Source organism: Hymenobacter guriensis (assembly GCF_015773195.1).
GTDB lineage: Bacteria > Bacteroidota > Bacteroidia > Cytophagales > Hymenobacteraceae > Hymenobacter > Hymenobacter guriensis.
On the sequence record NZ_JADWYK010000002.1, the window covers coordinates 432,627 to 447,164 of the forward strand.

General features: G+C 55.1%; 12 protein-coding genes and 4 tRNA genes. 3 read left to right on the forward strand and 13 right to left on the reverse strand.

Annotated features, from left to right (window positions below; genetic code table 11):
- Positions 1–290: 290 nt before the first annotated feature.
- The 13 genes from rpoB to I5L79_RS05385 all read right to left on the reverse strand — a co-directional run bounded on the left by rpoB (position 291) and on the right by I5L79_RS05385 (position 12,376).
- Entirely contained in the window at positions 291–4,166 is a 3,876-nt protein-coding gene (gene rpoB / locus I5L79_RS05325; RefSeq protein WP_196954111.1) for a DNA-directed RNA polymerase subunit beta, read from the reverse strand.
- Between the two features lie 327 nt (positions 4,167–4,493).
- Positions 4,494–4,871, reverse strand: a complete 378-nt coding sequence (rplL, locus tag I5L79_RS05330; RefSeq protein WP_149069441.1) for a 50S ribosomal protein L7/L12 — start codon at positions 4,869–4,871, stop codon at positions 4,494–4,496.
- 64 nt (positions 4,872–4,935) lie between these two features.
- Positions 4,936–5,490 (reverse strand): 50S ribosomal protein L10, encoded by a 555-nt coding sequence (gene rplJ / locus I5L79_RS05335; protein WP_196953974.1) that lies wholly within the window; start codon positions 5,488–5,490, stop codon positions 4,936–4,938.
- 19 nt (positions 5,491–5,509) lie between these two features.
- Positions 5,510–6,205, reverse strand: coding sequence for a 50S ribosomal protein L1 (gene rplA, locus I5L79_RS05340; protein WP_196953975.1), 696 nt, complete (start codon positions 6,203–6,205; stop codon positions 5,510–5,512).
- A 20-nt stretch (positions 6,206–6,225) separates the two neighbouring features.
- Complete coding sequence (rplK, locus tag I5L79_RS05345; RefSeq protein WP_149069444.1) at positions 6,226–6,669, reverse strand: 50S ribosomal protein L11; 444 nt, start codon at positions 6,667–6,669, stop codon at positions 6,226–6,228.
- A gap of 191 nt (positions 6,670–6,860) precedes the next feature.
- Entirely contained in the window at positions 6,861–7,427 is a 567-nt protein-coding gene (gene nusG / locus I5L79_RS05350; RefSeq protein ID WP_149069445.1) for a transcription termination/antitermination protein NusG, read from the reverse strand.
- A 13-nt stretch (positions 7,428–7,440) separates the two neighbouring features.
- Positions 7,441–7,635: a preprotein translocase subunit SecE gene (gene secE / locus I5L79_RS05355; protein WP_196953976.1), complete on the reverse strand. Its 195-nt coding sequence runs from the start codon at positions 7,633–7,635 to the stop codon at positions 7,441–7,443.
- Between the two features lie 47 nt (positions 7,636–7,682).
- Positions 7,683–7,756: transfer RNA gene (locus tag I5L79_RS05360), tRNA-Trp, on the reverse strand.
- A gap of 117 nt (positions 7,757–7,873) precedes the next feature.
- Entirely contained in the window at positions 7,874–9,061 is a 1,188-nt protein-coding gene (tuf, locus tag I5L79_RS05365; RefSeq protein ID WP_196953977.1) for an elongation factor Tu, read from the reverse strand.
- Between the two features lie 167 nt (positions 9,062–9,228).
- Positions 9,229–9,300, reverse strand: a tRNA-Thr gene (locus I5L79_RS05370).
- Between the two features lie 50 nt (positions 9,301–9,350).
- Positions 9,351–9,423 (reverse strand) — tRNA-Gly (locus I5L79_RS05375).
- 57 nt (positions 9,424–9,480) lie between these two features.
- Positions 9,481–9,560: transfer RNA gene (locus I5L79_RS05380), tRNA-Tyr, on the reverse strand.
- Between the two features lie 233 nt (positions 9,561–9,793).
- On the reverse strand, positions 9,794–12,376 hold the full coding sequence (locus tag I5L79_RS05385; protein ID WP_196953978.1) for a M1 family aminopeptidase: 2,583 nt from the start codon (positions 12,374–12,376) through the stop codon (positions 9,794–9,796).
- 96 nt (positions 12,377–12,472) lie between these two features.
- Here I5L79_RS05385 and I5L79_RS23605 point away from each other — a divergent pair, with 96 nt between their 5' ends.
- The 3 genes from I5L79_RS23605 to frr all read left to right on the forward strand — a co-directional run bounded on the left by I5L79_RS23605 (position 12,473) and on the right by frr (position 14,467).
- Positions 12,473–12,973, forward strand: coding sequence for an acetyl-CoA carboxylase biotin carboxyl carrier protein subunit (locus I5L79_RS23605; protein ID WP_196953979.1), 501 nt, complete (start codon positions 12,473–12,475; stop codon positions 12,971–12,973).
- Positions 12,974–13,027: 54 nt separating this feature from the next.
- Positions 13,028–13,795 carry a UMP kinase gene (gene pyrH, locus I5L79_RS05395; protein ID WP_196953980.1) on the forward strand — a complete coding sequence of 256 codons (768 nt, stop codon included), beginning with the start codon at positions 13,028–13,030 and terminating at the stop codon, positions 13,793–13,795.
- Between the two features lie 108 nt (positions 13,796–13,903).
- On the forward strand, positions 13,904–14,467 hold the full coding sequence (gene frr / locus I5L79_RS05400; RefSeq protein ID WP_196953981.1) for a ribosome recycling factor: 564 nt from the start codon (positions 13,904–13,906) through the stop codon (positions 14,465–14,467).
- Positions 14,468–14,538 lie beyond the last annotated feature (71 nt).

The following is a 14,538-nucleotide window of genomic DNA, read 5'->3' on the forward strand; positions in this document are numbered from 1 at the left end:
CAAGTCGGAAGGAATCGAACAGTTCGACTCTGCGAAAAGTGCTCTGCGGGTCGGATAGGTACGCCGCGCAGTAGGTTTTGCTAGGTCTGATTGGGTACTGGCTCGGGTTTGGGCAAACCCGAACATATGTGCGGCCACTTGCTGCCAGAGGTTGATGCCGTGCTGACCATATCTCGGAACGGCGCCGGCGGCAGGTGTTATCGGTTTCCCGAACCGCGTACTCTGTATTATAGAAAGACCTGAAAAGTGGCTGCCGATACCGAAGCACCCGCAGCCACCATTTTCAAATCTTAGTCAAGCGTGATTTCCAGGGCCAAACCCCGTAGCTCGTGGATGAGTACGTTGAATGACTCGGGGATATTTGGCTTGGGCAGCACGTCGCCTTTTACAATGGCTTCGTACGCTTTAGCGCGGCCTACCACGTCATCCGACTTCACCGTGAGGATTTCCTGCAGCACGTTGGACGCCCCGAAGGCCTCCAGCGCCCATACTTCCATCTCACCGAAGCGCTGACCACCGAACTGCGCCTTACCACCCAGCGGCTGCTGCGTGATGAGCGAGTACGGCCCGATGGAACGGGCGTGCATCTTATCATCAACCAGGTGACCCAGCTTCAGCATGTAGATAACACCCACTGTTACCGGCTGGTCGAAACGCTGACCCGTCAGACCGTCGTGCAGGTACGCGCGGCCGAAAGTGGGCAACCCAGCTTCCGTCAGTTCCTTCGATACTTCCTCTTCGGTAGCACCATCGAAAATGGGGGTAGCGTAGGTGCGACCCAGCTTGAGGCCGGCCCAGCCCAGTACGGTCTCGTAGATCTGACCGATGTTCATCCGGCTTGGTACACCCAGCGGGTTGAGCACGATGTCCATCGGGGTGCCGTCGGGTAGGAAAGGCATGTCCTCATCGCGCACGATGCGGGCTACTACCCCTTTGTTACCGTGACGACCAGCCATTTTATCACCCACCTTCAGCTTGCGCTTCTTGGCGATGTAAACTTTGGCCAGCTGCACGATACCGGCGGGCAGTTCGTCGCCTACTTCCAGCGTGAACCGGTCGCGCTTGAAGCGGGCCGTGATGGTGTTGCGCTTCTTGGCGTAGTTCTTCACCAAGTCGGTCACCATAGCATTCACGCGGGCGTCGGCGGTCCAGCCTTCCAGCACGAGGTCTTTGAACATGTTCACCTCCTCGGGCACAGCGTAGTTGCTTTCGTCCTTATAGGGGTTCTTATCGGGGAACAGGTTTTCGGCAATGTTCTTCTTGCCGAATTTCACACCCTTCGAGATGATTTCGTCGCCGAACTTGTGCTTTACGCCCTGGGAGGTTTTGCCTTCCAGCAGCTGCACCAGCTTGTCCACCATCACGGCTTTGATGCCGCGCAGCTCACGAGCGTACGTATCCTTCAGCTCTTCTACTTCCTTCTTCGACTTGGCCCGGAGGTTTTTGTCTTTTTTCGGACGCGAGAATAGCTTGGTCCCGATAACCACCCCGTTCAGGGACGGTGGCGCCTTAAGGGAGGCATCCTTCACGTCGCCGGCTTTGTCGCCGAAGATGGCACGCAGCAGCTTCTCTTCCGGGGTCGGGTCGGTTTCGCCCTTGGGCGTAATCTTACCGATGAGGATGTCGCCTTCGCGAACCTCCGCCCCCAGACGGATGATGCCGTTGTCGTCGAGGTTGCGCACGGCTTCTTCGCTCACGTTCGGAATTTCCGAGGTCAGCTCTTCTTCGCCGCGCTTGGTCTCGCGCACTTCCAGCTCAAACTCCTCAATGTGAATCGAGGTGAAAATGTCGTCGCGCACTACTTTCTCCGAAATGACAATGGCATCCTCGAAGTTGTAGCCCTGCCACGGCATGAACGCCACCTGCATGTTCCGGCCCAGGGCCAGCTCACCTTTGTTGGTGCCGTAGCCTTCGCACAGTACTTGGCCCTTGCTTACCCGCTCACCCTTCTTCACGAGGGGCGTCAGGTTGATGCAGGTGTCCTGGTTGGTGCGGCGGAACTTGATCAGGTCGTACGAAATCTTCTCAGCGTCGAAGCTTACGAGGATGTCGTCTTCCGTCAGGTCGTACTTCACTACGATGCGGTTTGCATCTACGTAGTCGATTACGCCGTCGCCTTCGGCTACTACCAGCGTACGGGAGTCGGTAGCCACGCGGCCTTCCAGCCCGGTGCCTACGATGGGAGCTTCGGCTTTCAACAGCGGTACGGCCTGACGTTGCATGTTCGAGCCCATCAGGGCACGGTTAGCATCGTCGTGCTCCAGGAACGGAATCAGCGAAGCAGCCACCGACACAATCTGGTTCGGGGCCACGTCCATGTAGCTGTATTCGCCGGGGCCTACTACCGGGAAGTCACCTTCGAAACGGCCTTTTACCAGTTCGTTGATGAAGTTGCCCTGCTCATCGATGCGGGCGTTAGCCTGTGCAATGTGGTGGGTGTCTTCTTCCTCGGCCGTCAGGTACTTCACGTTCTCCGTGGTGTCTACCTTGCCGTTTTCCACGGTGCGGTAGGGAGTTTCGATGAAGCCCATCGAGTTCACGCGGGCATGCACGCAAAGCGACGAAATCAGACCGATGTTCGGGCCTTCCGGCGTTTCGATGGTGCAGAGGCGGCCGTAGTGCGTGTAGTGTACGTCACGTACTTCGAAACCAGCCCGCTCGCGGGACAGACCTCCTGGCCCCAGTGCCGATACACGACGCTTGTGCGTCACCTCGGCCAGCGGGTTGGTTTGGTCCATGAACTGCGACAACTGGTTGGTGCCGAAGAACGAGTTGATAACCGACGACAGCGTGCGGGCGTTGATCAGGTCAACGGGCTTGAAGTCCTCGTTGTCACGCACGTTCATGCGCTCCTTGATGGTACGCGCCATCCGGGCAAGACCCACGCCGAACTGGGCGTAGAGCTGCTCCCCTACCGTGCGCACGCGGCGGTTGCTCAAGTGGTCAATGTCATCGACAATGGCCTTAGAGTTGATCAGACCGATCAGGTATTTCACGATGAGAACAATGTCCTCATTCGTTAGTACGCGGGCATCCCAGCCGGTGTCGATACCCAGCTTTTTGTTGATGCGGTAACGGCCTACGTCGCCGAGGTCGTAGCGCTTGTCCGAGAAAAACAGCTTCTGGATGATGTCACGGGCAGTTTCTTCGTCGGGCGCTTCGGTATTCCGCAGCTGACGGTAGATCTGCTCCACAGCTTCCTTCTCCGAGTTGGAGTTGTCTTTCTGCAGCGTGTTGTAGATGATGGCGAAGTCGGCGATGTTGACATTCTCGCGGTGCAGGATAACCGATTTGGCTCCGGCATTTAGGATGGTGTCAATATCTTCTTCCTCGATGGTCGAGTCGCGCTCCAAAAGCACTTCGTTCCGGTCGATGGAAACTACCTCGCCGGTGTCCTCATCCACGAAGTCTTCCGTCCAGGTGCGCAACACCCGCGCAGCCAGCTTGCGGCCTACGGCTTTCTTCAGGATTTTCTTGTCGGCTTTCACCTCTTCCGACAGCCCGAACAGGTCGAGAATGTCTTTGTCGGTGCCGTAGCCGATGGCGCGTAGCAGCGTGGTAACCGGGAATTTCTTCTTCCGGTCGATATACGCGTACATCACGTTGTTCACGTCCGTGGCAAACTCAATCCACGAGCCTTTGAACGGAATGATACGCGCCGAATACAGCTTGGTGCCATTGGTGTGCTTGCTCTGGGCAAAAAACACGCCCGGCGAGCGGTGCAGCTGCGACACAATAACCCGCTCTGCTCCGTTGATAACGAACGAGCCTTTTTCGGTCATGTAGGGAATATTTCCCAGGAAAACCTCTTGCTCAATCGTCTCGAAGTCCTCGTTGTCCGTATCATTGCAGACCAGACGCAGCTTGGCTTTCAGCGGCACCGAGTACGTCAGGCCCCGGTCGATGCACTCGTCAACTGAGTACTTGGGCGGGTCGACGTGGTAATCGATAAAGGTCAGCACGAAGTTTTCGCGGGAGTCCGAAATCGGAAAGTTCTCCGCGAATACTTTGAACAGCCCCTCATCGGTCCGGTTCTCGGCAGCCGTCTCCAACTGGAAGAAATCCATGAACGAGCGAACCTGCACGTCTAGGAAATCCGGATACTCAATAACCTTTTTAATCTTGGCGAAGTTGATCCGCTCGTCAGCGGCCTGCAGTTTTTGCAGTCCTGTCTGTGCTTTCGGTGTAGCCAATGTATGTGGGGTTAGGAAATGGACACTGAGAGAATCCAGCCCAGCGTAACGGCAAAACCGCTACCTTGGGAATCAGCCGAAAGCCCGTTGCAGTCCCCTCAGATATTTTCTGACCGGGTAGCCTAATGGTCGCACGAAAGCGCAAGGCAGAACCTTGCGCCGTACTCACCGTAGGCACGAAAAGCCGCAAAGCGGCGTGCAAACGAACTTCCGTTCTAGTTGTTGTCTACAAACAGGAAAAGACCTGGCTTAGTTGCCAGGCCTCTCCCTATTTGCTGGTGTTAGAGCAGGCAGCAGAAATTACTTAACTTCTACTTCAGCGCCGGCTTCTTCCAGTTGCTTCTTCAGGCCTTCAGCCTCGTCCTTGGTTACGCCTTCTTTCAGGGGCTTGGGAGCACCGTCAACCAGTTCTTTGGCTTCTTTCAGGCCCAGACCGGTCAGGTCTTTCACCAGTTTCACCACAGCCAGTTTGGCAGCGCCAGCCGACTTCAGGATCACGTCGAACGAGGTCTTCTCCTCGGGAGCTTCAGCAGCAGCGCCACCGCCACCAGCTACCATTACGGGAGCAGCAGCAGCAGGCTCGATGCCATACTCGTCTTTCAGGATACCAGCCAGTTCGTTTACTTCTTTTACCGTCAGGCTAACGAGCTGCTCGGCGAATGCTTTCAAATCTGCCATTTCTGTAGATTGTTAAAAAGGGGGGTTGTTGAAGGAAATTGAAAGGGAAAAAGATGAGCAGCGGTTAGCCTGCAACCTCTTCTTTTTCGGAAAGTGTTTTGAGGATACCAGCCAGTTTGTTGCCACCGCTCGACAGAGCAGAAATAACATTCTTGGCAGGCGACTGAAGCAGACCGATAACATCACCGATAAGCTCGTTTTTGCCTTTCAGCGTGCTCAGCGTTTCGAGCTGGGTTGCGCCCAGATAGATGCTGGCATCGATGTAAGCGCCTTTCAGAACGGGCTTAGGCTCAACGCCGCGGCCGTAGTTCTGCGACTTGTAGAAGTCTTTCAGCAGCTTGGCAGGAGCATTGCCCGACTCTTTCGAGAACAGCACGCCCGACTGGCCTTTCAGCGCCTCGTCCATCTCTGCAGTATTGCCATCGAGGGTGTCGAGGGCTTTGCGGATGAACGTGTTTTTGTAGACTTTGAACTCCAGGCCGCGGTTAAAGCACAGGCGACGGAATTCGTTGATTTTCGCCACTGACATCCCCGAAGCATCGGTGATGTAGAACGCGTTGTGCGATTGAAACTTCTCGCTCAACTCGTCGACGAGGGCTTGTTTTTCTTCCCGGATCATATCGTCGTGTTGATTTAAATTATGCGGAAGTTACCGAGGTGTCAACCGGAACGGCGGGCGACATCGTGCTCGAAAGCGTGATGCTGCGGATGTACGTTCCTTTAGCCGACGAAGGCTTCAGACGGTTCAGGGTCTGAATTACTTCGATGGCGTTTTCGGCCAGCTTTTGTGGGTCGAACGACACTTTGCCTACCGAGCAGTGAATGATGCCGGTTTTGTCGACTTTGAAGTCGATTTTACCTGCTTTCACTTCCTGCACAGCCTTGGCTACGTCTGTGGTTACGGTGCCCGACTTAGGGTTCGGCATCAGGCCACGGGGCCCCAGTACGCGACCCAGACGGCCAACCTTAGCCATTACAGCCGGCATCGTGATGATTACGTCGATATCCGTCCAGCCTTTCTCGATTTTCGAGATGTAGTCGTCCAGACCAACGAAGTCAGCACCAGCAGCGGTAGCTTCAGCTTCTTTGTCGGGCGTAACGAGGGCCAGAACGCGGACCGTTTTACCGGTACCGTGGGGCAGCGTAGCTACGCCACGCACCATCTGGTCGGCTTTGCGGGGGTCTACACCCAGACGAACGTCGATATCAACCGAGGCGTCGAACTTGGTATAGGTGATATCCTTTACCACAGTGGCAGCCTCAACGAGGTTACGCACCTGGGTCAGGTCGTGCTTGGCAAGGGCTTCCTTGCGCTTTTTGCTTACTTGTGCCATCTGATTCTTCTCCGTTAAGATTATTCAGCGAAAGGAGAATCTCCCTTGATGGTGATACCCATGCTACGGGCCGTACCAGCTACCAGCTTCATGGCCGATTCGATTTTGAACGCGTTCAAATCGGGCATTTTCACTTCGGCAATAGTGCGGATCTGGTCCCACGTTACCGACCCTACCTTGTTCCGGTTAGGCTCTTTGGAACCGCTCTGAATTTTAGCGGCTTCCTTCAGCATTACCGGGGCTGGCGGAGTCTTCACCACGAAGTCAAATGACTTGTCGGTGTACATGGTGATGAGAACAGGACAAACTTGGCCGGCCTTATCTTGGGTGCGCGCATTGAACTGCTTGCAGAACTCCATGATGTTAAGGCCTTTGCTACCAAGTGCAGGTCCAACCGGCGGCGCGGGGTTCGCGGCGCCTCCCTTTATCTGAAGCTTCAGATAACCTCTAATTTCCTTGGCCATTTGGATTGAAAGGCTGCGGACGACACGACGTAACTCGTATCTTCCTCAGATGAATGTATTTGCTCCTAGTGGAAGCACCGCCGGCCCGGAGCGAATGGCCTGCGACGATATTGAAAGAGAACTTAGAAATCAGAGCTTAGAACTTAGATGCGTTGGCAGCTAAGTTCTAAGCTCTCCTAATCTAAGCTCTGTTATGACTCTTTCTCGACCTGGGTGTAGCTGAGTTCCATGGGAGTGCTACGCCCAAAAATCTTGACAATGACGTTTAGCTTCTTGCGTTCTTCGAAAACCTCCGAAACAGTGCCCGACATACCGGCGAAACCTCCATCTACAATCTTCACCAACTCACCAGCAACGAAAGGCGTCTCCAACGTGGCCGTCTGCTCTTCGGCTTCGTCCACAATCCCGAGAATGCGGTTTACTTCCGAAATGTGCAGTGGAACCGGCTTGGTATTCTGGTTGGCCGCTTTGCCCTCTTTATCACTCAGAAATCCGATAACGCCCGGAGTGCTGGTGATGATGTGGTCAACTTCGCCGTGGGTCAGGTCGGCGTGGATGATGATGTAGCCGGGATACAGGTTCCGCTCACGCACGCGCTTCTTGCCGTTACGCATCTCGAATACCTTCTCTACCGGAATCAGCACCTGCGGCACCAAGTCAGAAAGGCCGTGGCGCCCTATCTCGGTTTCGAGGTAGGTCTTAGCCTTTTTCTCCTGCCCGCTGACCGAACGGACAACGTACCATTTCAACTCTCCCATTAGTCAGTAACGCTTAGCGGAAGGAGTTGTAGAACGCTTCCAGCCCCGTTTTGAAAACCAAGTCCATCACGCCAACGATAATCGCAAACACGAGCGAGCCAATGAGCACCAAGCCAGCGCTCTTCTGTAGCTCTTCAAAGGATGGCCACGTTACTTTGTAGCGCATCTCCTCGGTCGTTTCGCGGAAATAGTTGGTCAGCTTGCTCATGGTGTCGCCGATTTGGCTGGTGGTACCTGCTGCCGGAGCAGCTGTAATGGCACGGGCGGAGAGATTCGAACTCCCATCAAAGGTTTTGGAGACCTCTATTCTACCCTTGAACTACGCCCGTGGATGCGTCTCAAAACAGCCTGGGGCCGGATTGGGACTGCAAATGTACTGAACTGCTTGGACAAAACAAATCCGCCCCCGAAAAAATCGAGGGCGGATTGCATTGATCTAGTGGAAACTAGTCGAGGATTTCGGTAACCTGACCAGCACCTACGGTGCGACCACCTTCGCGGATAGCGAAACGCAGGCCTTTTTCCATAGCTACTTTGTTGATCAGCTCCACCGTGATGGTGATGTTGTCGCCAGGCATTACCATTTCAACACCTTCGGGCAGGGTGATGATACCCGTTACGTCGGTGGTGCGCAGGTAGAACTGCGGACGGTAGTTGTTGAAGAACGGCGTGTGACGGCCACCTTCTTCTTTCGACAGTACGTACACCTCAGCCTTGAACTTTTTGTGAGGCGTTACCGAGCCGGGCTTGCAGATAACCATACCACGACGGATGGCTTCTTTTTCAATACCACGGAGCAGCAGACCTACGTTGTCGCCAGCTTCGCCACGGTCGAGGATCTTGCGGAACATCTCAACACCGGTTACGGTCGACTTCAGACCTTCGGCACCCATGCCGAGGATGTCAACCTGCTCACCCGAGTTGATGATACCACGCTCGATACGGCCAGTAGCAACCGTACCTCGACCCGTGATAGAGAATACGTCCTCTACGGGCATCAGGAAGGGCAGGTCGGTCAGACGGGCAGGAATCGGAATGTAGCTGTCAACAGCAGCCATCAGTTCCTCGATCTTGGGAACCCAGTTGGCGTCGCCGTTCAGGCCACCCAGAGCCGAGCCTTGGATTACGGGAATGTTGTCACCGTCGAAGTCGTAGAACGACAGCAGCTCACGGATTTCCATTTCCACCAGCTCGAGGAGCTCGGGGTCATCTACCATGTCTACTTTGTTCATGAACACCACCAGCTGAGGAACACCTACCTGGCGAGCGAGCAGGATGTGCTCACGCGTCTGGGGCATCGGGCCGTCGGTGGCAGCTACCACGAGGATAGCACCGTCCATTTGAGCAGCACCCGTTACCATGTTCTTCACATAGTCAGCGTGACCAGGGCAGTCAACGTGAGCGTAGTGACGGTTTTCGGTCGAGTACTCTACGTGCGCGGTGTTGATGGTAATACCACGCTCTTTTTCTTCCGGAGCGTTGTCGATAGACGAGAAGTCACGCTTCGCGGCCAAACCTTTGTTCGCCAGTACCGTGGTGATAGCAGCAGTCAGGGTGGTTTTGCCGTGGTCGACGTGCCCGATCGTACCGATGTTCACGTGCGGCTTGGAACGATCAAAATTTTCTTTGGCCATTGTAAAGAGATTAAGAGGAATTTTAGAAAGAAGAGAAAACGCGACTTGACTATACCGCAAGAAAGCGAAACGCAGCTCCACTGAGTGGCAACAACTGCACGTCGCTTTACTTAGCTGACAGCTCCGAACGGGGCAGTCGCGCTGCTCCGTTGACAACCGTAATTGTGAGCCATTTATGGGATTTGAACCCATGACCTCTTCCTTACCAAGGAAGTGCTCTACCACTGAGCTAAAACGGCTTATTCTTTTTTGAGCTAATAGCTAGCTAATGACTGCTGACTATTAAGAGAGCGGGAGACGAGGTTCGAACCCGCGACCTGCAGCTTGGAAGGCTGCCGCTCTACCAACTGAGCTACTCCCGCGAATGGTGAAATAATGAGCTTAACCCAACAACTCACTATTTCACTGCTTACTGACTGTGGGGGTAACAGGACTCGAACCTATGAACCCGAAGGAGGTGAGTTACAGTCACCCGCAATTGCCGCTATGCGATACCCCCAGTTAGTTTTATCAGCACCGTTTGCGCTGACATTGACCCTCTTAAATCAGCCCTAGTTGAAGGCCGATTGCTAAAGGAGTTGCAAAATTAGCCGCTTTCAGATGCAAGTCAAGCTATTGAGCTTAATTACTGCAATATTTTTTCACCGGTTTGACCTCAGGCCTAGGTATACGATTCTACTTCAGCGGCTTACTGAACCCGGTTTTCAGACAGAATTATTCTCCGCTAACCAGTTACAGCAGGTTATACATACCCTTCAGCCCTTCGTCCTTTTCCTTGGCCCGGATATCCTGCAGTATCGTTTTCAACTCCTGGCTGCGTTCGGCCACGGCACTTAGCCCTTTATAGGCGCCCAGCCGTACCAGATACGAAGGATTGTTCCGGGCCAGTACTTCCAGCCGTTTGATGCCTTTCTCCCGCTCAATTGGCGGCATGCGCTGCATAAACTGCCCGAAGTTGGGCAGGAAGGTATACAAGTCGGCATCCTGCAGCGTTTCCAGGTGCCGCAAAAACCATTCGTACTGATCTAGATGCCCATTTAGCGCATAATAGCCTCCCAAAGCAGTGATTACCCGGCTGTTGGGGGTTTCCTGCAGGGTAGCAATTTTTGGCTGCGACGCTACGGTAGGATTACGGGTAAGAGCCGCCAGCGCCGCACTCACCACTGTATATGAGCTGTCGTTCAGCGCCGCGTCGTAGACCTGGCCAAAGTCTTCGTTGCTGAAGGAGTTCAGCGTGGTAATGGCTGCGGCTCGTACGTCGCTCCGGGTATCGGTGGTTGCTACGCGCTGCAGTTCCTTCCGTACCGCTCCGCCTTCAGGGCCTTTGTAGCGCCGCAGCGCTTCGGCAGCGGCTACGCGCCCCCCCCAGAACTTATCATTGAGGGCATTTCGCAAGGTAGCCGAGACAGTAAGATCTGCTACTTTAGGGCGCAACCCCTCAATAGCCTGCTGCTTTTGCTGATAGTTGTGAGCATGCTGTAGCAGGTACACCAACTCATCCTGGGAAAGCTCCTCCTCTATTTTAGCCAGCAGTTGGGACTCATCATCGAACTTCACCAGACTGGGCCGCTGCGACGAAGGCAGCAGGAAGGTCTGATCGGCCTTTGTTACGGTGATGCGGTGCGTGGTCGACTGGTTGTTGTTTCCCCAAATGGCTACCGTAACGGGCAGACGGTAGATGGGCGTGAAGGTGGAGTCCTGGGTTTGCTGCACGCGCAGGCTTACCTGCCCGTTGGTATAACTGTGGGTAATACGTAGCTCGGGGTGGCCACGCTGCAGAAACCACTGGTCGAAAAACCAGTGCAGATCCTCGCCGGTCACTTCCTCAAAGGTCATCCGCAGCTCATCTATTTCTACCGCCGAGAACTTATGGCGCGTGAGATAGTGATTAAGTGCCAGAAAGAAGGCTTCGTCGCCCACGTGCTTACGCAGCATGTGCAGTACGCGGCCGCCTTTCTGGTAGGAGTGCCGGTCGAACATGTCTTCCTTTTCCCGATACTGATACCGGATTAGCGGCACGCGCTTGTCTTCGGCTTCCTGCAGATAGTGGTTCAGGGCCGTTGCCTGCACCATTGAGGCCGCATCGGCGCCATACTTGTACTCCGTCCAGAGGAACTCGCCGTAGTCCGCGAAGGCTTCGTTGAGTGGCAGGTTGGCCCACGACTCGCAGGTGACGTAGTTGCCAAACCAGTGGTGTACCAGCTCGTGCGCAATTACCCAGTCGAAGTTCTGATCCAGCAGTTCCCGGCGGGTGGCCTGAATGCCTTCCCCATGCACCACGGCCGTAGTGTTTTCCATGGCACCTGAAACGTAGTCGCGCACGGCAATCTGGGCGTATTTTTCCCAGGGAAACTCCACCCCGAATTTCTTCGAGAAAAAGTCCAGCATCTGGGGCGTGTTCCCGAAAACGGCTTTGGCGGTACCGGCAAACTTCGGCTCCACGTAATAGTCGACGGCTTTTCCGCGCCAGGTGTCATTTACCACGGCAAAGTCGCCCACCGCAATCATGGCCAGGTAGGGTGCCGCGGGCTGCACCTGCTTCCAGGTATCTGTGCGGGTGCCGTCGGCATTCTTCTTGGAGGCTACCAGCAAGCCATTCGACAGGGTTTTGTACTGCCCATCCACCGTCAGGGTGATTTCCTGCGTCATCCGCTGGTTGGGCTTGTCGATGGTCGGAAACCAGTTGGAGTTGTTTTCCATTTCGCCCTGCGTCCAGATCTGGCGGGGCTTGCCCTTTTCCGTGCCGAGGGGGTTGATAAAGAACAGCCCTTTGTTGCTGGTAATGGCATCGGAGCCGCTAGCGGGCAGCTCGTTGGGCTTGGCTACGTAGGCAATGCGTACCTGATAGGTTTCGGTGCGAGCATACGTGCGGTCAAGGTTAACGGTGAGCTGACGCTTGTCGTAGCCGTAAGTCAGGGCCTTTTCTTTGCCGTTGCCGGTCAGCAAACGGATATTCCGGATATCAAACCCCTTGGCATCCAGCACCAACTGGCTTTGCGGATGAAAATGCGGCCGCACCGTCAGGGTAGCCGAGCCGATAACCTGCTGCTTGGCCCAGTCGAAGCGCAAGTCCAGCGCGGTATGCTGCAGGTCGCTCAGTATTGTAGCGGCGGGCTGCGTGGGCCCCGAAGAGGGAAGCCACGAGGGAATAATCACCGTAGCTGTTTCGGTGGGGAAAACAACTTCGGCGGGCTGGGCTTTTTTGCGCGTATTAGCTTTGGGTACCGTCTCTTGATTTGGTCTGACGTTCTGGGCCAGTGCTACCACATGCAGCGCGAGTACTAAACTAAGGGTGCCGAGAACCGGGTATTTCATGCGGGTGGCAATAGGGTAATGTGGCTCAATTTCCGAAATAAGTTTGAGATTTGGCCTATCTTTAGGCCCTTTTCCGCCCACCTTATCCCCTATCAGATGCTCCAAGTCACCGCCGGTTCCGACAAGGTTTGGGAGGTAGATTTTCGCCCCGGTTCTATTACGGTTCAAGATCAGCCCTTTAACTGGGATATCATGGCCCTGGGCAATGAGCGGTACCATGTGGTGCACGAAGGACGGTCTTTTTCGGTCGAGGTTGTACACGTAGACCGCCCCGGCAAAACGGTCGAGCTGAAAATCAATGGCCAGCAGATGGAGCTGACGGGCAAGGACCGCTTCGATCTGCTGCTGGATAAAATGGGGCTAGGTGCCGCTGCCACCCAGAAAGTAAATCAGCTGAAAGCGCCTATGCCGGGCCTCATCGTGGACGTTCGGGTAGAGCCGGGCCAAACCGTGCAGAAAGGTGATGCGCTGCTGGTGCTGGAAGCCATGAAAATGGAAAACATCCTGAAGGCACCGGCCGATGGTACTATCTCAGACGTAAAAGTGCGGATGCGCGACAACGTCACCAAAGGGCAGATTCTTATTCAATTCGGCTAAACCCCGCCTTGGCTGGTTGGCTTCGCTTCTTCTCTCACGCTAATTTTCTCCGTTTTGAAATATACCCGAATCCTGCTCAAGCTCAGCGGTGAGGCCCTAATGGGCAACCAGCAATACGGCATCGATGCTGAGCGCCTGATGCAATACGCCGAAGAAATCAAGGCTGCCGCCGCTACCGGTACCCAAGTGGCCGTAGTCATTGGTGGGGGCAACATCTTCCGGGGCGTGCAGGCCGAAGCCTTCGGGCTTGACCGGGTGCAGGGTGATTATATGGGGATGCTGGCTACGGTTATCAACTCTATGGCCCTGCAAAGCGCCCTTGAGAAGCTGAACGTGAACACCCGCCTGCTGTCGGGCGTGACGATTCAGCGGGTGTGCGAGCCGTATATCCGGCGGCGCGCCCTGCGGCACCTGGAGAAAGGCCGCGTGGTTATCTTCGGCGCCGGTATTGGCTCGCCCTACTTCACTACTGATTCGGCCGCGTCGTTGCGCGCCATTGAAATTGAGGCTGACGTGGTACTGAAGGGTACGCGCGTGGACGGCATTTATACGGCCGACCCCGAGAAGGATCCGTCGGCCGTGCGGTACCCTGAAATCACCTTCGATGAGGTAATGGCCAAAAACCTGAACGTGATGGACATGACGGCCTTCACGCTGTGCAAGGAAAACAACCTGCCCATTATCGTATTCGATATGAACAAGCACGGGAACCTGCAGCGCCTATTGGCGGGCGAAACCGTAGGTACGCTGGTTAAAATAAACAACGCCCCGGCGCAGGCACCTGAGCCCAGCGGCCTGCAACCGGCTGCTCACAAGGCATAGTATACTTCCGCTGCACGGCTGAATGGTTAAATGGTTGCCGTGCAGTGCTTTTCTCAGAACCTCAACCACTTTCCTCACTCAGCCATTTAACCATTCAGCCTACACACAATGGACGAAGAAATCAAATTCTACCTGGACGAAGCGGAAGAATCGATGAGCAAGTCGCTCCAGCACACGGGCACGGAGCTGAGCCGTATCCGCGCCGGCAAAGCCTCACCAGCCATGCTGGAAGGCCTGCGCGTCGATTACTACGGTACGCCTACGCCCATAAGCCAGGTAGCCAACATTGCTGCCCCCGATGCCCGCACGCTCTTCATCAAGCCCTGGGAAAAGAACATGGTAGGCGAAATTGTGAAAGCCATCAAGAACAGCGACCTGGGCCTCAACCCGCAGTCGGACGCGGAAGGTGTGCGCCTGAATATTCCACCCATGACGGAGGAGCGTCGCCGCGACCTAGTGAAGCAGGTGAAAACCGAATCGGAGAGCGGCAAAGTGCGTATCCGCGGCATCCGCAAAGATGTAAACGACTCCCTGCGCAAGCTGTTGAAAGAAGGTGCTTCGGAAGATGCCGTAAAGGATGCCGAAGCCAAAGTGCAGAAAGCCACCGACAGCTACATCGTCAAGATAGATGACCTCGTCAGCAAGAAGGAAGCTGAAATCATGACCATCTGAGGTCAGCCAGTCCACATAGAAAAAGCCCCTGCCATTCGCTTGGCAGGGGCTTTTTCTATGTGGACTGTAGC

Bases quoted from the DNA above. Each gene is read 5' to 3' on its own strand.
- rplL (WP_149069441.1), bottom strand. From the start codon at position 4,871: ATGGCAGATTTGAAAGCATTCGCCGAGCAGCTCGTTAGCCTGACGGTA.
- rplJ (WP_196953974.1), bottom strand. From the start codon at position 5,490: ATGATCCGGGAAGAAAAACAAGCCCTCGTCGACGAGTTGAGCGAGAAG.
- rplA (WP_196953975.1), bottom strand. From the start codon at position 6,205: ATGGCACAAGTAAGCAAAAAGCGCAAGGAAGCCCTTGCCAAGCACGAC.
- rplK (WP_149069444.1), bottom strand. From the start codon at position 6,669: ATGGCCAAGGAAATTAGAGGTTATCTGAAGCTTCAGATAAAGGGAGGC.
- nusG (WP_149069445.1), bottom strand. From the start codon at position 7,427: ATGGGAGAGTTGAAATGGTACGTTGTCCGTTCGGTCAGCGGGCAGGAG.
- secE (WP_196953976.1), bottom strand. From the start codon at position 7,635: ATGAGCAAGCTGACCAACTATTTCCGCGAAACGACCGAGGAGATGCGC.
- tuf (WP_196953977.1), bottom strand. From the start codon at position 9,061: ATGGCCAAAGAAAATTTTGATCGTTCCAAGCCGCACGTGAACATCGGT.
- I5L79_RS05385 (WP_196953978.1), bottom strand. From the start codon at position 12,376: ATGAAATACCCGGTTCTCGGCACCCTTAGTTTAGTACTCGCGCTGCAT.
- I5L79_RS23605 (WP_196953979.1), top strand. From the start codon at position 12,473: ATGCTCCAAGTCACCGCCGGTTCCGACAAGGTTTGGGAGGTAGATTTT.
- frr (WP_196953981.1), top strand. From the start codon at position 13,904: ATGGACGAAGAAATCAAATTCTACCTGGACGAAGCGGAAGAATCGATG.